Annotated in this window: 19 protein-coding genes; 14 read left to right on the top strand and 5 right to left on the bottom strand. The window is 72.0% G+C overall.

Annotated features, from left to right (window positions below):
* Positions 1-58 precede the first annotated feature (58 nt).
* The gene (locus tag ABZT47_RS15895) at positions 59-796 is read right to left on the bottom strand and encodes a PP2C family serine/threonine-protein phosphatase (RefSeq protein ID WP_354841600.1); all 738 of its coding nucleotides are present in this window, start codon (positions 794-796) and stop codon (positions 59-61) included.
* Positions 797-922: 126 nt separating this feature from the next.
* Between ABZT47_RS15895 and ABZT47_RS15890 the strand changes: the two genes are divergently transcribed.
* Positions 923-2,959: an N-6 DNA methylase gene (locus ABZT47_RS15890; protein WP_354841598.1), complete on the top strand. Its 2,037-nt coding sequence runs from the start codon at positions 923-925 to the stop codon at positions 2,957-2,959.
* A 38-nt stretch (positions 2,960-2,997) separates the two neighbouring features.
* On the top strand, positions 2,998-3,891 hold the full coding sequence (locus tag ABZT47_RS15885) for a serine/threonine-protein kinase (protein WP_354841595.1): 894 nt from the start codon (positions 2,998-3,000) through the stop codon (positions 3,889-3,891).
* Between the two features lie 57 nt (positions 3,892-3,948).
* Here the strand turns inward: ABZT47_RS15885 and ABZT47_RS15880 are convergent, their stop codons facing one another.
* On the bottom strand, positions 3,949-4,440 hold the full coding sequence (locus ABZT47_RS15880; RefSeq protein WP_354841593.1) for a MarR family transcriptional regulator: 492 nt from the start codon (positions 4,438-4,440) through the stop codon (positions 3,949-3,951).
* Positions 4,441-4,560: 120 nt separating this feature from the next.
* On the opposite strand from ABZT47_RS15880, the gene ABZT47_RS15875 reads away from it, so the two are divergent.
* Positions 4,561-5,637 carry an FUSC family protein gene (locus tag ABZT47_RS15875; protein ID WP_354841591.1) on the top strand — a complete coding sequence of 359 codons (1,077 nt, stop codon included), beginning with the start codon at positions 4,561-4,563 and terminating at the stop codon, positions 5,635-5,637.
* Positions 5,638-5,646: 9 nt separating this feature from the next.
* On the opposite strand, the gene ABZT47_RS15870 is transcribed toward ABZT47_RS15875, so the two are convergent.
* Entirely contained in the window at positions 5,647-6,777 is a 1,131-nt protein-coding gene (locus ABZT47_RS15870; protein WP_354841588.1) for a globin domain-containing protein, read from the bottom strand.
* A gap of 4 nt (positions 6,778-6,781) precedes the next feature.
* Positions 6,782-7,453, bottom strand: a complete 672-nt coding sequence (locus tag ABZT47_RS15865; RefSeq protein ID WP_354841586.1) for a pyridoxamine 5'-phosphate oxidase family protein — start codon at positions 7,451-7,453, stop codon at positions 6,782-6,784.
* A 273-nt stretch (positions 7,454-7,726) separates the two neighbouring features.
* Between ABZT47_RS15865 and ABZT47_RS15860 the strand changes: the two genes are divergently transcribed.
* The 11 genes from ABZT47_RS15860 (at position 7,727) to ABZT47_RS15810 (ending at position 20,219) form a co-directional block, all read left to right on the top strand.
* Positions 7,727-8,680 carry an LLM class F420-dependent oxidoreductase gene (locus tag ABZT47_RS15860; RefSeq protein WP_354841583.1) on the top strand — a complete coding sequence of 318 codons (954 nt, stop codon included), beginning with the start codon at positions 7,727-7,729 and terminating at the stop codon, positions 8,678-8,680.
* 198 nt (positions 8,681-8,878) lie between these two features.
* On the top strand, positions 8,879-10,225 hold the full coding sequence (locus ABZT47_RS15855; protein WP_354841580.1) for an extracellular solute-binding protein: 1,347 nt from the start codon (positions 8,879-8,881) through the stop codon (positions 10,223-10,225).
* A gap of 218 nt (positions 10,226-10,443) precedes the next feature.
* Positions 10,444-11,355 carry a sugar ABC transporter permease gene (locus ABZT47_RS15850; RefSeq protein WP_354841577.1) on the top strand — a complete coding sequence of 304 codons (912 nt, stop codon included), beginning with the start codon at positions 10,444-10,446 and terminating at the stop codon, positions 11,353-11,355.
* Positions 11,356-11,461: 106 nt separating this feature from the next.
* Positions 11,462-12,370: a carbohydrate ABC transporter permease gene (locus tag ABZT47_RS15845; RefSeq protein ID WP_354841574.1), complete on the top strand. Its 909-nt coding sequence runs from the start codon at positions 11,462-11,464 to the stop codon at positions 12,368-12,370.
* A gap of 154 nt (positions 12,371-12,524) precedes the next feature.
* Positions 12,525-13,136: a carboxymuconolactone decarboxylase family protein gene (locus ABZT47_RS15840; protein WP_354841571.1), complete on the top strand. Its 612-nt coding sequence runs from the start codon at positions 12,525-12,527 to the stop codon at positions 13,134-13,136.
* A 591-nt stretch (positions 13,137-13,727) separates the two neighbouring features.
* Positions 13,728-14,912 carry a Glu/Leu/Phe/Val dehydrogenase dimerization domain-containing protein gene (locus ABZT47_RS15835; RefSeq protein WP_354841568.1) on the top strand — a complete coding sequence of 395 codons (1,185 nt, stop codon included), beginning with the start codon at positions 13,728-13,730 and terminating at the stop codon, positions 14,910-14,912.
* On the top strand, positions 14,909-16,345 hold the full coding sequence (locus ABZT47_RS15830) for an adenylosuccinate lyase family protein (protein WP_354841565.1): 1,437 nt from the start codon (positions 14,909-14,911) through the stop codon (positions 16,343-16,345). Before ABZT47_RS15835 ends, ABZT47_RS15830 begins: the two co-directional genes overlap by 4 nt.
* The gene (locus tag ABZT47_RS15825; protein WP_354841562.1) at positions 16,332-16,946 is read left to right on the top strand and encodes a hypothetical protein; all 615 of its coding nucleotides are present in this window, start codon (positions 16,332-16,334) and stop codon (positions 16,944-16,946) included. The genes ABZT47_RS15830 and ABZT47_RS15825 overlap by 14 nt, the downstream gene beginning before the upstream one ends.
* Complete coding sequence (locus ABZT47_RS15820; RefSeq protein WP_354841559.1) at positions 16,943-17,644, top strand: FmdE family protein; 702 nt, start codon at positions 16,943-16,945, stop codon at positions 17,642-17,644. Before ABZT47_RS15825 ends, ABZT47_RS15820 begins: the two co-directional genes overlap by 4 nt.
* 83 nt (positions 17,645-17,727) lie before the next feature.
* A complete protein-coding gene (locus ABZT47_RS15815) occupies positions 17,728-18,837 on the top strand; it encodes a phenazine biosynthesis protein (protein WP_354841556.1) in 1,110 nt (369 codons plus the stop codon).
* Entirely contained in the window at positions 18,837-20,219 is a 1,383-nt protein-coding gene (locus ABZT47_RS15810) for an aldehyde dehydrogenase family protein (protein ID WP_354841553.1), read from the top strand. The genes ABZT47_RS15815 and ABZT47_RS15810 overlap by 1 nt, the downstream gene beginning before the upstream one ends.
* A gap of 162 nt (positions 20,220-20,381) precedes the next feature.
* Here ABZT47_RS15810 and tsaA read toward each other — a convergent pair whose 3' ends face one another.
* Complete coding sequence (tsaA, locus tag ABZT47_RS15805) at positions 20,382-20,852, bottom strand: tRNA (N6-threonylcarbamoyladenosine(37)-N6)-methyltransferase TrmO (RefSeq protein ID WP_354841550.1); 471 nt, start codon at positions 20,850-20,852, stop codon at positions 20,382-20,384.
* Positions 20,853-21,123: the final 271 nt, after the last annotated feature.

Raw genomic sequence — 21,123 nt, 5'->3', positions numbered from 1 at the left:
ATAGGCGCGGTTGCGGTCCTTTACCGTCGCCCGTCCGATCGCCTGGCGCGCACCTAGCTCAGGCCCCGCCGCCGATCTCGCACACCACGCAACTGATGTTGTCGGGACCGCCGCCGTCCCTGGCCAGGGCGATCAGCCGGTCGGCCGCCTCGCCCAGGTCCTCCAGGGAGGTCAGCGTCTCGTGCAGCGCCTGCGGGCCCACGACGCCGCTCAGCCCGTCCGAGCACAGCAGGTAGCGGTCGCCCGGGCGCGCCTCGCGCAGGGACAGGTCGGGCTCGACCGAGCCGCTGCCGCCGAGCGCCCGCATGAGCAGCGACCTGCGCGGATGCGCGGCGGCCTGCTCGGGGGTCATCTGACCGTCGTCCACGAGCGACTGTACGAGGGTGTGGTCGCGCGTGATCTGGTACAGCATGCCCTCGCGCAGCATGTACGCGCGGGAGTCGCCGATGTGGGCCAGAGCGAAGCGGCCGCCGTCCCAGAGCATGGCGGTGAGCGTGGTGCCCATGCCGGTGAGCTTGGGGTCGCGGTCGGCCATGTCCTTCAGTCGCCGGACGGCCTCGGTGATGGCGGACTCCATCGCCCCGAGCAGGTCGCCGCTGGGCGGATCGCCGTCCAGGACGGACAGCGCGGCGATGACGGTGGCGCTGGCGACCTCGCCATGACTGTGCCCGCCCATGCCGTCGGCGACGGCGAGCAGGCGGGGACCGGCGTACACCGAGTCCTCGTTCTGCTGCCGGCGCAGGCCGACGTCGGTGCGGGCCGCGTAGCGCAACGTGAACGACGCGTTGTTTGACATGTCCTCAGTAAATCATTGGTTGAAACACTTCACAAGCACATATTCTGTGGATTGGAGCGGCAAGGTGGACTAATCTGACCCTGAGCCGCCAAGGTACCGGTAGGCGAGCTGGAAGGGGCGACGCTTATGGGACACGACGCCACGTTGAACGCGGGCGACATCGCCCGGCTCGCCGATGTCGGCCGCGCGGCGGTGAGCAACTGGCGGCGTCGCTACGACGACTTCCCCCAGCCTGTGGGCGGCACGGCCGCGAGCCCGCTCTTCTCCCTTCCCGAGGTCGAGGACTGGCTGCGCCGTAACGGCAAATCGTATGAGATGTCGCTCGGCGACCGCGCGTGGCAGCGGTTACGAGCCGCCGGTGACGACCTGCGCCTGGGCGACCTGGTGGCCTGCGCGGGCGCGTTCCTGCTGTACCTGCGGCGCGACCCGGGCGGCTGGAAGGCCGTCACCCGCAGCCAGGAGCCCGCCAAGCGGCTGCACCGGGCCGCCGCCGCGGCCACGGCCGACCTGCCCGTGCCGGTCGACTGGAGCCTGGTCGACATCCGGCTGTACCGCCTGCTCGCCGACCTGGCCGCCGAACAGGGGCCGGCGGTCGCCTTCGAACTGCTCTGCGAGCGTTACGTCGAGGCTCACTCGCGCCGCCTGTCGGTCACGCGGGCCGACCACGCCGAGCTGATGGCCCGGCTCGCCGGCGCCCGCCCGGCCCGACGCTTCCGCGCCGAGCCCGCGGAAGGCTCCGCCGAGGGGTCGGGGGGATCCGTCGAGGAGCCGGAGGGGTCCGCCGAGGTCGCAGGAGACCCGGACGACGGCCCCGCGACCGTGTTCGACCCGGCCTGCGGGGTGGGCGCCCTGCTGCTTCCCTTCACCGGGGCGCGCGTGCTCGGCCAGGAGAGCGGCGAGACGGCGGCGCTGCTGGCGGCCGTGCGGCTGCTGCTGCGCGGCGTCCGCGCCGACCTGGTCGCCGGCGACTCCCTGCGGCAGGACGGCTTCCCCGACCTGCGCGCGGACGTCGTGGTCTGCGATCCGCCGTTCAACGAGCGCGCCTGGGGTCACGAGGAGCTCACCGGCGACCCCCGCTGGGAGTACGGCCTGCCGCCGCGCGGCGAGTCCGAGCTCGCCTGGGTGCAGCACTGCCTGGCCCGCGTCCGCCCCGGGGGCCTGGTCGCCATCCTGATGCCGGCCGCCGCGGCCAGCCGCCGTCCGGGTAAGCGCATCCGGGGCAACCTGCTGCGCGGCGGGGCGCTGCGCGCGGTGCTGACGCTCGCCGCCGGCGGCCCCGACCTGTGGCTGCTGCGCCGCCCCGAGCCCGGCGAGCGTCCGCCCTCGCAGGTGCTCATGCTGGACGCCTCCGACGGCCTGACCGGCGTGGAGGCCGCCTGGCGCGCCTTCGCCGCCGACCCCGAGGGCGAGCCGCCGGCCCCCGGCCGCGCGGTGCGCATCATCGACCTGCTGGACGACGAGGTGGACCTCAGCCCGGCGCGCCACCGCCGGCCGCCGGACGAGCCGGACGCGGTGGCGGAGTTCGGGCGGGTGCGCGAGCGCTTCGCGGACGCGGCGGCCTCGCTGGGCGGCGCGCTGCCGGGCGTCGCGCCGCCGGGACAGGCGCGGGAGCTGCCCACGACGACCATCGGCGAGCTGGTCAGGGCGGGCATCGTCACGATCCATCCGGGCCCGCCGAAGATGACGACCGACACCGGCGAGGTGCCGGTGCTCACCGCGGCCGACGTGGTCGACGGCGGCCCGCCGTCCGGGCGCGCCCCGGCCGGCGCCGGCCACGTCGTTCTCGCGGCGGGGGACGTGGTGGCGACGGTCGCGACCGGGGACGGCGCCGCCCGCGTGGTCGCCGAGCCGGGCGCCGTGCTCGGGCCCCAGCTCCACCTCTACCGCCTCGACCGCGACCGGCTCGACCCCGACTTCCTGGCCGGGCACCTGCGCCATGCCGGCGCCTCGGCCGCCCGGCCCTACTCCGGCGTGAGCAGGGTCGACGCGCGCCGGGTGCGCGTCCCGCTGCTCTCCCTGGCCGAGCAGCGCGCGTACGGCAGGGCCTTTCGCGAACTGCTCGCCCTGGAGGACCGTCTGCGGGCGACGGCCGCCCTTGGTGAGAGGCTCGTCCGGCTAGGCTTTGACGGGCTGGCCGGCGGTCATCTGCGCCCCGAGGGCTGAGGGTGTATTTTTCCCCGATAGATCATCAGGAGGGGCGAATGGTCATCGGCGACCGGTACGTGCTTGACGACCTGCCTCTCGGCCAGGGCGGCATGGGGGCGGTCTACGGCGGCCACGACCGGCGCCTGGACCGCAAGGTCGCCGTCAAGCTCCTGCGCTTTCCCGGCGGGCACGACGACGAGCTCGAGCAGCGGTTCATGCGCGAGGCCCGCATCCTGGCCCGGCTGGAGCACGCGGGCGCGCCGATCCTCTACGACTTCGGCACCTTCGAGCACCGCCTGTTCCAGGTCATGCAGTTCATCGAGGGCGTCACCGTGGCCGACCTGGTGAGCGAGCACGGCCCGCTGCCGGTGCCCTGGGCCGCCGCCATCGCCGCCCAGGCCTGCGCCGTGCTGTCGGCCGCCCACGCCCTGTCCATCTGCCACCGCGACCTCAAGCCGACCAACCTCATGCTGTGCCCGGACGGGAGCGTCAAGGTGCTGGACTTCGGTCTGGCGATGCTGCGCGAGGCCGACGTCGCGCAGTTCACCCGCATCGGCCAGATCCTCGGCACCCCGGCGTACATGTCGCCCGAGCAGATCCAGAGCGGGGTGGCGAGCCCGCGCAGCGACCTGTACTCCCTTGGCTGCGTCCTGCACGAAATGCTCACCGGACGGCAGTTGTTCGTCGGTCCCACGGAGTACGCCGTGTTCGAGAAGCAGGTGAACGAGCGGCCGCCCGGCGTGCCGGGCGTGCCCGGGGAGCTCGACCGGCTGATCGCCGGCCTGCTGGAGAAGAGGCCCGAGGATCGTCCGGCCGACGCCGTCGCGCTGTACGACCGCCTGCAGCCCTTCGCGGTCGACCTGCCCATGCTGCCCGGCTTCCTGGCCCCGCCGTCGGTCCCGAGCCCGGGGCGCATGTACGCGCGCATGGTCGGCCGGGTGCTCCCTTGATCGCGGGCGGGCGCCGCGCGGCGTGAATGGTCAGCGGGCGCCGGGCGGCGTGGATGGTCAGCGGCCGCCGGGCATGCCGAGGTCGGCGACGGCCGGGGCGTTGAGGCCGCCCAGCAGGGCGCCGGAGATCTCGTGGAGCTGGCGCGTCTGCTCAGGGGTGAGGCGGTCGAACAGCACCCGCCGCACGTGCTCGACGTGGCCGGGGGCCGCCTCCACCAGGGCCGCGAACCCCTCGCCGGTGAGCGTGGCCAGGGTCGTGCGGGCATCGCCGGGGCGCTTGCACCGGCTCACCCAGCCCTGGTCCTCCAGCTTGGCCACGGCGTGCGAGAGCCTGCTCGCCGACGAGCGCACCAGCTGGGCCAGCTCGGTCATCGTCATGGTGCGTTCGGGCGCCTCGGACAGCATGGCCAGGATCATGTAATAGGTGTGCGGCATGCCGGCCTCGCGCTGCAACTGCCGGTCGAGCGACTCGTACAGCAGGCGGGAAGCCCACAGGTAGGTGCGCCAGGTCCGCTGCTCGTCGTCGTCCAGCCACCGCGTATCGCCCACCGCACCAGCCTACCGTTCGGTTGAGCGCTCAAATCTGCGAAGGGCCAGATCACCGCAGCTCCAGCCAGGGATTTGACCGATATGATGCCGGGTGACCGTAACCTACTCAGGATGCGGACCATGACAGTAGGACCGACCGTGCGCCGCAGGCTGCGGCGGCTGGCCGCGCGAACTCCCTCCATCCTGCAGTGCTCGGTCGCCGCCGCCGTGGCGTGGATCGTCGCCAAGGACCTGCTCGGCCATCCCGCGCCGTTCTTCGCCCCCGTCGCGGTCGTCGTCTGCATCGGCGTCTCCATGGGCCGCCGGGTGCGCCGCATGCTCGAGATGGTGGCCGGGGTCAGCCTCGGCGTGGGCGTCGGCGACCTGCTGGTCGCCTGGATCGGCTCGGGACCCTGGCAGATCGCCCTGGTGGTGGCGCTCGCCATGGCCTGCGCCGTGCTGCTCGACAGCGGCCCGGTCATCGCCCTGCAGGCCGGCTCGTCGGCCGTCCTGGTCGCCACCCTGCTGCCGCCCAGCGGCTCCGGCGGGACCGCGCGCATGCTCGACGCGCTCGTCGGCGGCGTCGTGGGCATCGCCGCCGTCGGCCTGTTCCCCATCGACCCGCTCGCGCTGGCCCACCGGCACGGGCGGGTGGTCCTGAACGAGCTGGCCGAGGCACTGGAGGGCGCCGCGGAGGCGATCGCCGCCGCCGACCTGCCGCTGGCCGCCGACTCGCTGGAGAAGGCCCGCGGCTCGCACAGGGCCGTGGAGCAACTGGCCTCCGCCCTGCAGACCGGCCGGGAGATCGCCCTGCTCAGCCCGCTGCGCTGGCGCTCGCGCTCCCGGCTCGCCCGCTACCAGGCCGCGGCGGCCCCCATCGACCTCGCGCTGCGCAACACCAGGGTGATGCTGCGCCGCACCCTGGCCGCCCTCCGCGACCGCGAGCCCATGCCCGGCGCCCTCCCGGAGCGCCTGCACAGCCTGGCGGAGGTCGTCCGCCTGCTGAGGGACGAACTGGCCGAGGGGGTAGAGCCGGTGCGGGCCCGGCGCGCGGCCCTGGCCGTGGCCGACGGCGTGCGCGCCTCCGGTAAGGAGGCGGCCGGGTTCTCCACCCGGGTGGTCACCGCGCAGCTCCGCTCGATCACCGTGGACCTGCTGATGGCCACCGGCACCGACCGCGAGACCGCCACCGCCGCCCTGCCGCCCGTCACGGCCTGACGGCGCCGGTCAGGAGTACACCAGGGTCGGCGCCCCGGGAGTGAACTCGGTGTGGATGTAGTGCGCGGGCACGCCGATGTGCAGCAGCCGGGACGCCGTCACCTGCACCATGTCCGGCGACCCGCAGACGAACACGTCGCCGTCCAGCGAGACGCGGTGGTTGAGCAGCGCGTCCACCGCGTTCTCCCGCCGCCACTCGTCGGGCTCGTCGGAGACCGCCTGCACCACCCGCAGGCGCCGGTGATGGGTGCGCAGGTCACGCAGATCACGCAGGTCGTAGGCGTCCCCGTGGTGGCGGACGCCGTGGAACAGGTCGATGCTCGGCCGCTCGGGCAGCCACATCGACTCCTCGATGAGCGCCTTGAGCGGGGCGAGCCCCGTGCCGCCCGCGATGAAGATGAGGTGCGGGGTGCTGGCCCGCTCGAGCAGCAGCGACCCGCGCGGCGGCCCGAGGAGCACGGTGTCGCCGACCCGGGTGTGGTGGGCGAGCGCGGTGCTGACCCACCCGCCCGAGACCACCCGCACGTGGAAGGTCAGCCGGTTGTCGCGGCGCGGCGCGTTGGCGATGGAGTACGGCCGCCACACCTTGGGCCAGTGGGGCGTCTGCACGGTCGCGTACTGGCCGGCCTTGAACGCGTACGGCTGCGTGGGCTCGACGGTGATCACCGCGATCTCGCGCGTGCGCATCTCGTGCCCGACCACGACGCCGTTCCACGCCGGGGGAACGTAGGCGGCCTCCTGCTCGGCCGCCTTGATCATCACGTCGGCGATGAACTGGTAGGCGTCGATCCACGCCGTGTCGTACACCGAGCGCCAGGCGCCGCCCGCGTTGGCCCGCATCGCGATGACCAGGCAGCGGCCGACGGCCGGGTAGTGCTCGGGCTGCACCCCGTACTTGCGGTGGTCGCGGGCGAGCTGGCCGAGGTAGTCCACCACCCCGTCCGCGTCATCGAGGTTCAGCACGACGCGGGTGAGCGCCTGAAGGAGCCGGTCGCGCTGGACGTCCATGGCGGGCGGGAACATCTCGCGCACGCTCGGATAGTCGGCGAACAGCTTGGCGTAGAAGTGCATGGTGACCTTGTCGGCCACCGGCTCGACCAGAGCCCAGCTCTGGCGGATCAGTCCGATGTCGATGTTCATGGCGTCACTCAGCCGACCGGCCCGCTCCTTCTCGCTCCTTCCCCAGCGACCGCATGCGGGAGACGCCGAAGTGGTCGTCGCCCGCGGGCCTGCGGGCCTGCCCGTCGAGGGTCCTGCGATCCTGCCTGGCCAGCAGGGGGATGTGCTTGGAGCAGTGGATGTAGGCCTCCTCGACCTCGACCACGACCCAGCGGTCGGCACGGCGGCCGGGCGCCGTCTGGTCCTCGTCGACGAGCCCGTGGCGGCGCGCCGCGTCGTAGGCCGTCGTGATGCTGGCCGAGCCGTTGACGTGCAGCCCCACGCGGTCTTCGAAGAAGTCCACGAACAGCAGGCTGATGTGGGGGTTCTCCATGATGTTGCCCATGCTGGCGAACACGCCGTTGCCGCGGAACTCCGGGTAGATCAGCCGGGACGGCTCGAGCACCCGGACGAACCCGGGGGGGCCCGCGCGGAAGGAGGTGTCGCAGTTGCCCCGGGAGTCGGAGGTGCCGACGAAGACCATCTCCTGACGGGCGACGAACTCCCGCATCTCGGCAGTGAGATGGTCCGACACCTGCCGGTTGTAGAAGCGAAGCGCCCGCTCTCGGGTGGAGAACAACCCCTGGAGAACGTGCTCGCCTCTCGACCCGGGGAGGTGTTCGTCCCCCAGGCCGTCATACGGCCCGTGTTGGCCCATCAATGCTCCCATCACCGTCCCGACCGCCGACAGCCGGCGCGGCCATCACCGCGCTTTGCCCCTGACAAAGCCACAGAAACCTCATGGACAACTCGTGTCACATTAGCGGCGATCCGGAGACATGGCGACGGCCACCCGCAATATTCCTGACTTTTCCTGTCATGTGAGCCGGGCTCGCACCTGGGCGGGCGAGCATGGGCGCCGGCGGGCCGTTTGACCCGGGCCACCTGGGTAGGGCTGGGCTCGAGACCGAGAAGCGATGAGGAGGCGACGATGACCACCTTCGGATACTTTCTGTCCAGCGAGGAGCACGGGCCGAGAGAGCTCGTCCGCCAGGCCGAGCTGGCCGAACGGGCCGGGTTCGAGAACCTGTGGATCTCCGACCACTACCACCCGTGGCTGGACGAGCAGGGTCAGAGCCCGTTCGTCTGGTCGGTGATCGGCGCCATCGCCCAGGCCACCTCCCTGCCCGTCACGACCGCGGTCACCTGCCCGCTGGTCCGCATCCACCCGGCGGTCATCGCCCAGGCGGCCGCCACCAGCGCGGCGATCAGCCAGGGGCGGTTCCGGCTCGGCGTCGGCACCGGCGAGGCGCTCAACGAGCACATCCTCGACACCCGGTGGCCCCCGGCCGCCGAACGGCTGGAGATGCTGGAAGAGGCCGTCGAGGTGATGCGCAGGCTGTGGACCGGCGAGCTGGTCACCCACCGCGGGACCCACTACAAGGTCGACACGGCCCGCCTCTACACGCTGCCCGACCAGCCGCCGCCGGTCTACATCTCCGGTTTCGGCGACAAGTCGGTCGAGCTGGCCGGGCGCATCGGCGACGGCTACATCTGCACCGGCCCGGCCGCCGAGCTGGTGGAGAAGTTCCACGCCGCCGGCGGCAAGGGCAAGCCGGTGCAGGGCGGGCTGAAGGTCTGCCACGCCGAGGACGCCGCACAGGCCCGCAAGACCGTCCACCGCCTGTGGCCGACGCAGGGCATCCAGGGCGAGGCGTCCCAGCTGCTGCCGCTGCCCCGCCACTTCGAGCAGCTCGCCGAGATGGTGAGCGAGCAGGACGCGACCGCCTCCACCCCCTGCGGCCCGGACCCCGACGAGCACGTCGAGGCGATCAAGAAGTACATCGACGCGGGCTTCGACGAGGTCTACATCAGCCAGATCGGCCCCGACCAGGAGGCGTTCTTCGACTTCTACGCCAAGGAGGTCCTCCCCCGCCTCCGCTGACGGCGCCGCTCCCCGGCCGGCGACCGCCTCCGCGCGGCCGCCGGCCCCGGCGCGTGAGCCCTCTCCACGGACTCGACCCCTGGAAAAGCGGCGTTCACGTTTAGGCGCCGTTGTGCGGGAAGACCGCACTTCACCTGGAGCTCAGCGTGAGACGCCCGGGTGCCGGGCGAAAGGGGTGCGTCGTTGGACGGTTCGCGCGTGAGCCGCACGGCCACGGTGGCCGTCATGGCCGCAGCCCTCGCCGCGTGCGGCGGGGTGGGCGCCAAGACGGGCGGAGCGGCGGGCGGCGGGCGCGGCGGCGGATCCGGGACGCTGACCACGATGGGGTTCGGCCTGCCCGACGAGATCGCCACCGTGCGCGTCGACGCCTTCAAGAAGGCCCATCCGGACACCACCGTGCAGATCAACCAGGGCCAGTTCGACGAGCAGGCGTTCCTGTCCGCCGTCGCGGCGGGCGACCCGCCGGACGTCGTGTACATGCCGCGCGAGCGCATCGGCGGCTACGCCGCCCGCGGCGCCATCCAGCCGCTGGACACCTGCGTCTCCACCCAGAAGATCCCGACGGGCGACTACTACCCGGCCGCCCAGCAGCAGGTGCGGTACGCGGGCAAGTGGTACGGCATCCCCGAGTTCTACAACTCGATCATCCTGCTGGTGAACGACAAGGCGGCCAAGGACGCCGGGGTCGACCCCGCGTCCATCGACACCTCCGACTGGGACGGCCTGGCCCGCCTCGCCACGAAGATGACCAAGAGCAGCGGCGGGAAGATCGAGCGGTTCGGCTTCTACCCCAAGCTGCCGGAGTTCCTGCCGCTGTGGGCCAAGGCCAACGGCGCCGACCTGCTCTCGCCCGACGGGCGCACCGCCCACCTGGACGACCCCAAGGTGGTGGAGGCGCTGGACTACGTCTCCGGGCTGGTCCAGGCGCAGGGCGGCTGGACCAGCCTCAAGGCGTTCACCGACACCTTCGACTACTTCGGCGCGGAGAACCCCTTCGCCAAGGACCAGATCGGCGCGATGCTCACCGAGCAGTTCCTGGTCAGCTCGATGGCCGGCACCAACCCTGGCGCCGGCATCACCGTCCTGCCGTTCAAGGACCGCCAGGGCGACCCGGTGAACAACGTCGGCGGCAACGCGTGGGTGGTGCCCAAGGGCGCCGGGAACCCCGACGCCGCCTGCGCGTGGATGAAGACCATGACCTCGGCCGACACCTGGATCGCCGCCGCCAAGGCGCGCGCGCGGAAGCGGGCCGAGGAGGGCAAGGTCAACATCGGCACCTACACCGGCAACATGAAGGCCGACGAGGTGATCTTCTCGCAGGTCGTGAAGCCGAGCGGGCACCGCCCCTACGACCAGGCCGTCACGACCATCCGCTCGGTCCAGCGGGCCGGGTTCGTGGTGCCGCAGTCCGGAGCCGCCGCGGAGTTCACCAAGGCGTGGCAGGACGCGGCGACCCGCGTGCTCCTCGGCAGGCAGAAGGCCGGGCCGGCGCTGAAGCAGGCCCAGCAGGAGGCGCAACGCGCCCTCGACGACGTGAACCACTGACGACGGCGCCGCGGCCCGGGCGGTCGCGGCCGGCGACGAGGAACCACACGAAAGGAAGGTGGAGAACATGACGCACCACATTCCCGCGATCCCCGCGTTCCCCGCGACCCGTGAGAGCGACACCATGGAGGACGACAGCATGGTCGCCCTGTGGTCCAGGATCGGGTGGGAGTGACCGGAGAGCACCCTCCGACGGCCGGCGAGCGCGGGCCGCGAAGGTGAGAAGGCCGCGCGGCGAGACACGGTGGGCGTACGTCTTCCTGCTGCCGTGGCTCATCGGCCTGGTGGTCTTCCAGGCCGGGCCCATGGTGGCCAGCCTCGTGCTGTCGTTCACCGACTACGACCTGATCGACAGCCCGCGCTTCGCCGGCCTCGGCAACTACGCGAAGATGGCGCAGGACCCGAAGGTCGCCCGCGCGGTCGGCAACACCGTGCTGTACACGCTGTCGCACGTGCCGCTGGCCATCGTGCTGGCCCTGGCCCTCGCCCTGGTGCTGAACCGGGTCACCGGCCGCGCCGCCGGGGTCTTCCGCACGATCTTCTACCTGCCGTCCATGACGCCGTACGTGGCGGTCGGCGTGCTGTTCCTGTTCCTGCTCAACGGCCAGGCCGGCATGGTGAACCAGTTCCTCGGGCTGTTCGGGGTCCAGGGGCCGCAGTGGACCACCGACCCCGACTGGGTGCTGCCGGGCATCGTCCTGATGTCCCTGTGGAACCTCGGGTCCACCACGATCATCCTGTTCGCGGCGCTGCGCAACGTGCCGAAGGAGCTCACCGAGGCCGCGATGATCGACGGCGCGGGACCCTGGCAGCGGCTGCGCGCGGTCACGCTGCCGATGATCAGCTCGGCGCTGTTCTTCGTGGTGATCATCAACACCATCACCTCGCTGCAGATGTTCGACCAGGTGTACACGATGTTCTTCGGCAACCAGATCGCCCAGCAGTCCTCCGGCGACGCAGCCCTGTTCTACGTCGTCTACCTGTTCCAGCAGGGGTTCCAGTTCCTCCACATGGGCTACGCCTCCGCGCTGGCGTGGCTGCTGTTCGCGGTCATCGCGGTGATCACCCTGGTCCAGGTGAGGGTGGGCCGCAGGCTGGTGTACTACGAGGCCGAGGAGCACGCCGGATGACCGCCGCCCACCACCCCGCCACCACGGTGGCGGCGCCCGAAGGGCGCGGGATGACCGCCGTCGACCACCCCGCCACCATGGTGGCGGCGTCCGAGGGGCACGCGAGATGACCGCCGTCGACCACCGGGCCGCCCCGGTGGCGGCGCCCGCCGAGACGGGAGGGCCCGCCGCCGACCCCGCCGGCCGCGGCACGCGGAAGGTCTTCTTCTCCACGATCCTGGCCGCCTCCTCCGCGGTGTTCCTGTACCCGTTCGTCTGGCTGGTCGTCGCCTCGCTCAAGCCGCGCGACCGCACGTTCGCCGACCCGTTCCTGCCGTGGCCGCGGCCGTTCGCGCCGCAGAACTACCTGGCGGCGTGGGACGCGGCGCCGGTGCTGAGCTGGCTGGTCAACTCGCTGGTCGTCGGGGTCGCCGCCGCGGCGACCGTCACGCTGTCCAGCGCGTTCGTCGCCTTCGGGTTCGCCTACTTCCGCTTTCCCGGCCGCAACCTGCTGTTCGGCAGCGTGCTGGCGACCATGATGCTGCCGGCGGTGGTCACGCTGGTGCCGACGTACCTGATCTGGAACGGCCTCGGGCTGACCGGGACCCAGGTGCCGCTGTGGGCGGGCAACGTGTTCGGCTCGGCCTTCTACATCTTCCTGCTGCGCCAGTTCCTGCTGGGCGTGCCGCGCTACGTCTTCGAGGCCGCCCGGGTGGACGGGGCGTCGTACTTCGACCTGTTCTGGCGCATCGCGCTGCCGCTGTCGCGGCCGGCGCTGATCATCGCCTTCGTCTTCGAGCTGAAGGCGAGCTGGTTCGACCTGATGCGGCCGCTCATCTACCTGCAGGACCCCGCGCTGTTCACGCTGCCGCGCGGGCTGAAGGCCATCGTCGACCAGTTCTACCAGGGCGGCGACCCGAAGTGGGAGATCGTCCTGGCGGCGAGCGTGGTCACCACGCTCCCCCTGGTGGTGGTCTTCTTCCTCGGCCAGCGCTACTTCGTCCAGGGCATCGCCACCACCGGCCGCCGGGGCTGAGCCCGGCGCCGGCGCGTTCCACCGGGCCCGGTCGGGCCCTCCTCCTGGTTCCACAGCGGACTCCTCGTTGCGACGATCGGACAACCATGTTTACTATATGGGCAATCAGGTTGACCTTTTGCGGCGACGCCGCCGCGTACGGAAAGAGGGCCCCATGTCCCCCAGCACGTCCCTCGGCACATCTACCGGCACATCTACCGGTACGTCCGCCGACGTCTTCCCCGATCTGACTCCCGAGTCCGCGCCCTCCGGCGCCCGCGCCGCCATGGAGGGCGCGCGCGAGAAGCTCGGCCACCTCCCGGCCGCGGTGGCGCGGATGGCCGCCTCTCCCGAGGCGCTCAAGGGGTTCCTGGGGGCGAACGCCCTGTTCGAGCGGACCACCCTGGCCCCGCTCGACCGGGAGGTCGTCGTCATGACCGTCGTCACCCGCAACGCCTGCCACGTCTGCGTGGCGATGCACACCGCGGCGCTGTCCCGGCTGGAGGCCGCGCCCGAGCTGGTCGAGGCGCTGCGGACGCGGGCGCCGCTGCCGGATGCCCGCCTGGAGGCGCTGCGGCGCTTCACCCTCGCCGTGATGGACCACCTCGGCGCCGTCCCCGAGCAGGAGACGCGCGCCTTCCTTTCCGCCGGGCACACGCCGCGCAACGCCCTGGAGGTCGTCCTCGGCGTCGGCGCCTACACCATCTCCACCTACGCCAACCGGCTCACGGGCGCCCCCGTGGACCCGGCGCTCCAGGCCTTCGCGTGGGAGGAGGAGGTGGCCTGACCCCGCGCCGCCGGGCGGTGGCAGGCGGTAAATGCGATTGATTCGCACCTGCCAAACTTTTCTCATTACCGATAAAATGCCTTCGGCGGCACCGCCTCCCACCCCCGAGATAAGGATGCCGTCGTACATACACGGCAAATTGCCCAGAGTCGCTTCTGTCGGTTCCGCGGACAAGTGCGGGCTTTGAGCAGTTGTACGCCTTTGCGATGATCAGCGATATCCGGCGGCACGAAAAAGCGGGACGGGACAGTCCGTATGCCCGTCCCGCGCGCCGCCGCCGGCCCGGCGAACGGCCGCGCGCCCACGCGCCCGCGCAGGTGATCCCGGCCACGCGACATCTCCCCCACATTCCGGCGCGCGAGCCACCCCCTACCCGCCCCCGAAACCGACCCCAGTGTTGGGCGGCCACCCGGAAAGCGCGGCGCCCCACCCCCCCGTACAAGTGAATACCGCGTTCGTTGACGATCGATATGGCCGATGTGCACCATCACGAACACTCACAGATTCGCCCCGATCTGGAGATCCCTGGGGGGGTTGCACATGCCACGTGTCATCGAATACACCGACCCTGTACATGGTTGCCCGGGCTATTTGGTATATGACCGGGAAGATTGCCGTCTGGCCGCCGGCGGGTTCCGCGTCCAGCCGGGGCTGAAGGTCCAGACCCTCATCGACCTGGCCGAGCGCATGACGCTCAAGCAGCGCGTGCTCGGCATCAACGTCGACGGCGCCAAGTCGGGGCTCGCCTACGACCCCATGGCGGCCGACGCCGAAGAGGTGATCTCGCGCTTCCTGTCGTTCGTCTCCGGCGAGCTCACCACCCGCTACAGCATGGGCTGCGACATGGGCACCCGGTTCGAGGACCTGGAGCGCCTCGCGGCCGGCGTCGGGCTGCGGTCGGTGAAGTACGCGGTCAAGAACGCCCAGGGCTTCTCCGACGAGGAGTACTTCGCGCGCATGGGCCTGCTGGACGCCTCCGTCGGCCGGCGCACCGTGGGGCAGCGGCGCGCCGGACACGTCGTGGCGCACTCCGCCCTGGCCGCCGCCGACAGCGCCGGGTACCTGGCGACCGGGCTGCACGTCGCCATCCAGGGCTTCGGCAACCTCGGCAGGGCCGCCGCCGAGTCGCTGGTCGCCGAGGGCGCCGCCATCGTCGCCGTCGCCGACGCCTACGGCTGCGCGGTGCACCCGCGCGGCCTGGACGTCACCGCGATGCTGGAGCACGACCAGTCGCGGCCGGTGTCGGAACAGACCTCCCGGCTGGCGTGGCTGCCCGGCGAGACGCTGTTCGACCTGCCGGTGGACGTGCTGATCCTCGCCGCCGTCGAGAACGCCATCACCGTCGAGCAGGCCGAGGCCCTGCAGGCGCCCGTCGTGGTCGTCGGCGCCAACTGCGGCCTCAGCGAGGCCGCCGAGCAGGTGCTCAACGAGCGCGGCGTGCTGGTCGTGCCCGACTTCATCGGCGGCATCGGCGGGTCGGCCTCGATGGAGACGCTCTTCGGACCCGCCACGCTGCCCGAGCCGCACGAGGTGCTGGACAACGTCGCCTTCCTCACGCGCGAACTGGTGATCGACGTCATCGCCGGCTCCCGCACGCGAGGGATGTCACCGCGGCAGGTCGCGCTCGACATCGCGGCGAACGCCCCCGTCCACCCCGACCAGCCCCCGTACGGCCACAGCCCCTACGCCCGCGCGAGCCGGCGTCCGAAGGGCAACCGGGTCGCGACCTCTGCGTCCCGCCGCAGTGGCCTCATCGCCTCAGGAGAGAACCTATGAGCACCGACCAACCGTGCCGCCACGAGCGCAGCCACATCGTCGACTCCGCCTTCTACGGCCACCGCTACAGCACCGCCGCCAGCCGCCGCATCTTCTGCGACCGCTGCCGCTTCCAGCGCTGGCTCGACGTGGAGGCCGCGCTGGCGCTGGAGCAGGCCGCCCTCGGCATCATCCCGGCCGACGCCGCCCAGAAGATCGCCGCCGCGGCGAAGGTCGAGCGGCTGGACCTCGGCGCCGTCCGGGCCGAGATCCGGCGCACCAGCCACTCGCTGGTCGGCCTGCTGCGGGTGTTCCAGGCGTCCGTCCCGGACGGCGCCGGTGAGTTCGTGCACTACGGCGCGACCACCCAGGACATCCAGGACACCGCCCAGTCGCTGGAGATGCGCGACGTCGTGGACGCGATGGAGCACGAGCTGCTCGCGATCGTCACCCGGCTGGCCGACCTGGCCGAGACGCACGCCGAGACCGTCGCGCTCGGCCGCACGCACGCCCAGCCGGCGCTGCCCATCGGCTTCGGTCTGAAGATCGCCGGCTGGATGGACGAGATCCTGCGCAGCGGCGAGCGGCTGCGCGCCCTGCGCCCGCGCGTGCTGACCGCCGAGCTGTTCGGCGGCGTCGGCACGATGGCCGGCTTCGGTGACCAGGCGATCGACCTGCTGCGCGGCTTCTCCGCCCGCCTCGGTCTCAGCGCCGCGCCGCTGGCCTGGCACGTCGCCCGCGACCGCATCGCCGAGTTCGTCTCCACCCTGGCGATCGTCGCCGGGACCATGGGCCGCATCGCCGACGAGGTCCGCCTGCTGGCGCGGCCGGAGTTCGGCGAGGTGGAGGAGGAGTGGCGGCTCGGCCGGGTCGGCAGCAGCACGATGCCGCACAAGCGCAACCCCGAGGCGTGCGAGCAGACCGTCATGCTGTCGCGCCTGTCCGCCGGCACGGTCGGCGTGGCGCTGGCCGCGATGAGCGGCGACCACGAGCGCGACTCCCGGTCGCTGCGCCTTGAGTGGGCGTGCGTGCCGGAGGTGTCGCACTACACCCTCGCGGCCTGCGACATCACGCGTCTCATCGTCGACGGTCTGAAGATCCACCCCGACCGGCTGCTGGAGAACACCAAGGTCGTCGCCGGGCAGATCGTGACCGAGCGCCTCATGCTCGCCCTGGGCAAGCACATCGGCAAGCAGACCGCCCACGAGCACGTCTACGAGCTGAGCCAGGAGTCCCGCAGCACCGGCACGCCGCTGGAGGACCTGATCCGCCAGAACGGCGTCGCGCAGCACCTCAGCGAGGAGGAGCTGGCCGGAATCTTCGACGTCTCCTCCTACCTCGGCCACTCCTCCGAGCTCACCATGTACACCGTCGCGCAGGCCCGCGCGTGGGCGGCGGAGACCAGGCGCCTGCTGGGCAAGCCGGTGAAGGAGACCGCTCTTGCCCACCACTGAGGTCCGGGCCACGCCGGCCGACGTCCGCGAGATCACGCTGCCGCGCCCGCTGTTCGCCGGCATCGCCGGGCACGTCGTCCGCAAGCTCACCGGGCACTACATCGAGGGGGAGGTGTCCGAGCGCAAGGCGTTCGGCCTGCTGCTCGGTCGCCAGGCGGGGACGACCCTGCACGTGGCGGCCGTGCTCCCCCTGCTGGCCAACATGCGCAGGGACCCGGACATCGCCGACGACATGGACGAACTGGTCGACCAGTACGCCATCCCCTCGGAGACGCCCAACGACCAGCGGGGGTGGATAGCTCACCCCCGCGAGCTCATGGACGCCGAGGACTTCTGCGACGAGCACGGCCTCGCGGTGGTCGGCAACTATCACACCCACCGCGTCCCCTGGCCGCAGGACCCGCGCCGCGACACCTGCACCCGGCTGGACCGGCTGCTCGCCGAGGAGTCCGGCCAGTGGGTGTTCATCGTCTCGGCCACCGACCTGCACCGCATCACGGTGCGCGCCTTCTACGAGGGACAGAACGACCGCGAGGCGGACGTCCGGCTGCTGCCGGCCGCCCCCCACGCCATATCCATCGACAGGAAGAGCCATCGATGAGTTATATAGAGGACTACACGCAGGTCACCGGCTTCCACGGGCACAAGTGCCCGGGGTCGGCCGTCGGCCTGCGCATCGCGCACGTCGCCATCTCCCACCTCGGCCGGCACGGCGCCGACAACGAGGTCGTCGCGGTCGGCGAGACCGACGGGTGCGCCATAGACGCCGTCCAGGTGCTCACCGGGTGCACCGTCGGCAACCGCCACATGATCCTGCAGGACAACGGCAAGGTGGCCTTCACCTTCTGGCGCGTCTCCGACGGAGCCGGACTGCGGGTCACCGCCAAGCCCGGCAGCGAGGCGTTCCGCGGCGAGGAGCTGTGGGCGCTGGCCCACAAGGTGGAGGGCGGCACGGCCACCGCCGAGGAGCGCGCCCGCTTCTCCCAGGCGCAGGCCGAGCGCATCCAGCGGATCCTCGCCGCCCCGGTCGACGAGATCCTGCTCATCGAGCCGGTCGCCGACGAGGCCCCCGCGGCCAAGAAGTCCCGGCCGCACGCCCCCTGCGACGGCTGCGAGGAGCTCACCAGCACCGCCGTGCTGCACGACCACCGCGGCCGCCTGCTCTGCCCGCCCTGCCACCTCGCCGCGCACGGCGGCGTGCTGCCCCCCGACCACGCGGGCCACGGCCATGGCCACGGCCACGGCCACGGTCACCAGGCCGAGCACAAGCACGGCCATGGCCATCTCCAGCACAACTGACCCGCGCCGGCGGTCCGCCCCGGCCCGCGGCCGGCACCACGCCGCGCCGCGGGCCCCGCTGGCGATCCGAGAAAGGGAATTTCATGTCCGATGACTTCGCCGCCGTCTTCGAGGCGCCCGTCGACCAGGCACCCGACCTCGACGAGCTGGTCGTGGCGACGATGACGTGGCACTTCTCGCCCTCGACCGGCAGCCGGTTCTGGATCGAGCAGGCCGCCTCGTTCGGGTTCGACCCACTGTCGGACGTCAAGACCTACGACGACCTCCAGCGGCTCTTCGCCGACGTGAAGATCGACTGGAGCACGATCCCCGCCCACACGCTCGTCCCCCGCGGCTGCCTCGACCGGCCCGGGCGCTTCGGCGTGTACGAGTCGGGTGGCACCACCGGCGCGCCCAAGCGCATCGTCGACGCCACCTCGCGCAGGCGCAACATCGAGTACCAGAGCATGTTCCTGGACGAGCAGGGCTTCCCGACCGGCGGCAAGCAGGCCGGATGGCTGCACATCGGGCCGACCGGCCCGCACGTGATGGCCAAGAACATCGGCAACTTGACCGAGCTGCGCGGCTTCCTGGCCTACTTCGTCGACCTGGACCCGCGCTGGGTCAAGCGGTGCATCGCCACCGGCCGCCAGGACGAGTCCGACCGCTACATCGACCACATCCTCGACCAGGTCAGGGACGTGCTGCTGTCGCAGGACATCCAGGCCGTCTCCAGCACCCCCCGCATCCTGGAGCGCATCGTCGCCCGGCCCGACGTGTACGAGCCGCTGCGCGAGAAGGCGCGCGGCTTCATCTGGGGCGGCACCAGCATCGACGCCGAGACGCTGAGCCTGCTGGAGAACGAGGCCTTCCCCGGGGCCAAGTTCGCCGGGGCGTACGGCAACACGATGATGGGCATGGCCCCGCAGCGCACCCGCGTCGAGGGCGACCCGTCGCCGTGCGTCTTCCGTCCGTTCTACCCCTACACGGTGGTCGACGTCGTCGACCCCGTCGACCTCACCACGACGGTGCCGGTCGACACCCGCGGCGTCGTCAAGATCACCTCGCTGACCCGCGACCTGTTCATGCCGCCCACCGTCGAGCGCGACATGGTCACGCTGCGCGCGCCGCTGGACGACCACCCCGGCGTCGAGGTCTCCGACGTGCGGCCGAACGAGACCGCCAAGGAGACCATCATCGAGGGGGTCTACTGATGGCCGTGGCAACGGCGTACAAGGTCCCGCTCATCCGGGCGGGCGTCGCCGCCAAGTCGGCCGAGACGGTGCCGCTGCGCGGCGTCGACGGCACGCATCTGGCCGACGTGGACATGGCGCCGCCGCTGGCCGCCACACTGACGGTCGCGGAGCTGCGGCGCCGCCCCGTCGGCGAGGCGCCGTCCGCCGAGACCTTCCGCCGCATGGGCGAGCTGTTCGGGACGGCCACGCTCAACGGGCTCACGCCGGCCGACTACTGCGAGATGCAGTCGCGCAGCGCCGGCGTGCCGATCTCCGTGGCGCGGCGCTCGGTCACCGACATGGCCGAGACCTGCGCGAACGCCCCGCTGCGCGTGGCCGCCGAGCGTCCGGCGGGCGCCGCGACGACCGTGGGGGCCGGGGAGATCAGGGCCGTGTGGCTGCGGCGCGGCGACACCCTGTCGGTGATCGCGCCGAGCAACAACCCGGGCACCCACACCCAGTGGGTGCACGCGCTGGCCTACGGCTACCAGTTGCTCGTGCGACCGGGCACCCGGGACCCGTTCACCCCGTCGCGGCTGATCGCCGCGGCGCTGGAGGCGGGGATGGAGCCCTCGCGCCTGTCGCTGCTGCCCGGCGGGCACGCCACGGCGGACGCGCTGGTCAAGGCGGCCGACCTGAGCCTGGTCTTCGGCGGTGACGCGGCCATCCGGCGCTACGCCGACAACCCCGGCCTGGTGCCGCGCGGGCCGGGCAGGTCCAAGCTTCTGCACACCGGCCCGATCACCGACCGGGCGCTGGAGGTGATCTGCGACTCGGTGGCCTACGACGCGGGGCTGCGGTGCACCAACGCCAGCGCCGTGTTCACCGACGGCGACCCGATGGAGCTCGGGCAGGCCATCGCCCGGCGGCTCGCCGCCCTGGTCGCCGCTCCGCCCCAGACCAGCGAGGCGCAACTTCCGGTCATGCCGATCGAGCAGGCGCGGGCGATGCGCGCGCACCTGTCGTCCCGGCTGGCCGGGGCGGTGGAGGTCACCGCTCCGCTGTACCAGGACGGCGGGGTGGCCGACCTCGGCGACGGGTCGGCGGCGCTGCGGCCGGCCGTGCTGGTGTGCGACCGCCCCGACCACCCGGGCGGCGGCATCGAGCTGCCGTTCGCGTGCGTGTGGGTGCTGCCGTGGAGCCGGCGCGACCCGGTCACGCCGCTGAAGGACACGCTTGCGCTGTCGGTCGTGAGCGACGACGAGGAGCTGGCGCGGATCCTGCTGCGCGAGCCGTCGATCCGCAAGGTCGTCGTCGGCGGCCTGCCGACCCACGCGGCCGGGCCCACCAGCCCCCACGACGGCTACCTCAGCGGCGACCTCATGGAGGTGCGCGCCTACGGCATCGCCGCCCGCCCCTGACGGCGGCACCGCCGGCACGACGAACACGGGCGGCGCACCGGCTGCGGACCGCGTACGCGCCGCCTGGCTGGACGAGAAGGGCCCACGACCCCCCGGTCGCGGGCCCTTCGCCGTGTGCCCGTGATCTCCCCGACCTGCCGGGTGATGGCACGCGCGAGGTGGTCAGCGTGGGAGGTCCGGGGGGATGTCGGTGCCGCGGACCCAGGGTTTGATGTCCAGGACCGGGGTGCCGTCGACCAGGTCGACGCCCTGGAAGTGGACGACGCCGTCCTCGACGCGCAGCACGCGCACGAGGCTCATCCCGAGACGGCTCGGCCGGTTCGGTGAGCGGGTGGAGAACACCCCCCGGTGCCCGCCGCCCCTCGCCCCGCCGCGCGGGACGCACTTCAGCGCTCCGGCCTCGTCGTCGTCCTGGGAGTGCAGCCAGGTCAGCAGCCAGATGTGCGACCATCGCTCCAGGCCGGCCAGCCCGTCGGCGAACCGGTCGTAGACGACCACCTTGCCGGGCTCGCCGTAGTTCTCCGTGGCCTGCGCCGGGGCGTCCTGCGGCCGGGCGTAGCCGGTCACCACGTAACCGATCGGGCTGACCTGGACCGGCTGCTGGACGCCGGGGTCGGCGGTCTGCTCGGGCACGTCATCGACCTCGATTCACGGGAAAGGCATCCATGCGCGGATGCTCGTCGGATCGTACGGGGCACCTGCGAATATCCCACATCGGCGCTCCATGCGGCCGCGTGCACAGGTATTGCGAAATAGGATTCTTCATCCCTTTTATGGGTGTTTTCGGGTGCCCCCTACGGGCGGTGGCACCCTTGCTCCGGCACGCGGAGCCACCCGACAATGCAGGCTCAGTGATTTCCAGGACCATGGGGGGATTCATGCCGTCCGGCATTCCGTCACGCCC

Origin of the sequence: Sphaerisporangium sp. NPDC005289, assembly GCF_040607455.1 — a bacterium.
Lineage (GTDB): Bacteria > Actinomycetota > Actinomycetes > Streptosporangiales > Streptosporangiaceae > Sphaerisporangium > Sphaerisporangium rhizosphaerae.
The sequence above is the reverse complement of the archived record's forward strand: the minus strand, read 5'-3'. Positions and strand labels throughout refer to the sequence as shown.

What these genes read in the sequence shown, in the direction of transcription:
- ABZT47_RS15890 (WP_354841598.1), top strand. Translation starts at nt 923, where the DNA reads ATGGGACACGACGCCACGTTGAACGCGGGCGACATCGCCCGGCTCGCC.
- ABZT47_RS15860 (WP_354841583.1), top strand. Translation starts at nt 7,727, where the DNA reads ATGACCACCTTCGGATACTTTCTGTCCAGCGAGGAGCACGGGCCGAGA.
- ABZT47_RS15895 (WP_354841600.1), bottom strand. Translation starts at nt 796, where the DNA reads ATGTCAAACAACGCGTCGTTCACGTTGCGCTACGCGGCCCGCACCGAC.
- ABZT47_RS15875 (WP_354841591.1), top strand. Translation starts at nt 4,561, where the DNA reads ATGACAGTAGGACCGACCGTGCGCCGCAGGCTGCGGCGGCTGGCCGCG.
- ABZT47_RS15870 (WP_354841588.1), bottom strand. Translation starts at nt 6,777, where the DNA reads ATGAACATCGACATCGGACTGATCCGCCAGAGCTGGGCTCTGGTCGAG.
- ABZT47_RS15865 (WP_354841586.1), bottom strand. Translation starts at nt 7,453, where the DNA reads ATGGGCCAACACGGGCCGTATGACGGCCTGGGGGACGAACACCTCCCC.
- ABZT47_RS15885 (WP_354841595.1), top strand. Translation starts at nt 2,998, where the DNA reads ATGGTCATCGGCGACCGGTACGTGCTTGACGACCTGCCTCTCGGCCAG.
- ABZT47_RS15830 (WP_354841565.1), top strand. Translation starts at nt 14,909, where the DNA reads ATGAGCACCGACCAACCGTGCCGCCACGAGCGCAGCCACATCGTCGAC.
- ABZT47_RS15820 (WP_354841559.1), top strand. Translation starts at nt 16,943, where the DNA reads ATGAGTTATATAGAGGACTACACGCAGGTCACCGGCTTCCACGGGCAC.
- ABZT47_RS15845 (WP_354841574.1), top strand. Translation starts at nt 11,462, where the DNA reads ATGACCGCCGTCGACCACCGGGCCGCCCCGGTGGCGGCGCCCGCCGAG.
- ABZT47_RS15810 (WP_354841553.1), top strand. Translation starts at nt 18,837, where the DNA reads ATGGCCGTGGCAACGGCGTACAAGGTCCCGCTCATCCGGGCGGGCGTC.
- ABZT47_RS15815 (WP_354841556.1), top strand. Translation starts at nt 17,728, where the DNA reads ATGTCCGATGACTTCGCCGCCGTCTTCGAGGCGCCCGTCGACCAGGCA.
- ABZT47_RS15840 (WP_354841571.1), top strand. Translation starts at nt 12,525, where the DNA reads ATGTCCCCCAGCACGTCCCTCGGCACATCTACCGGCACATCTACCGGT.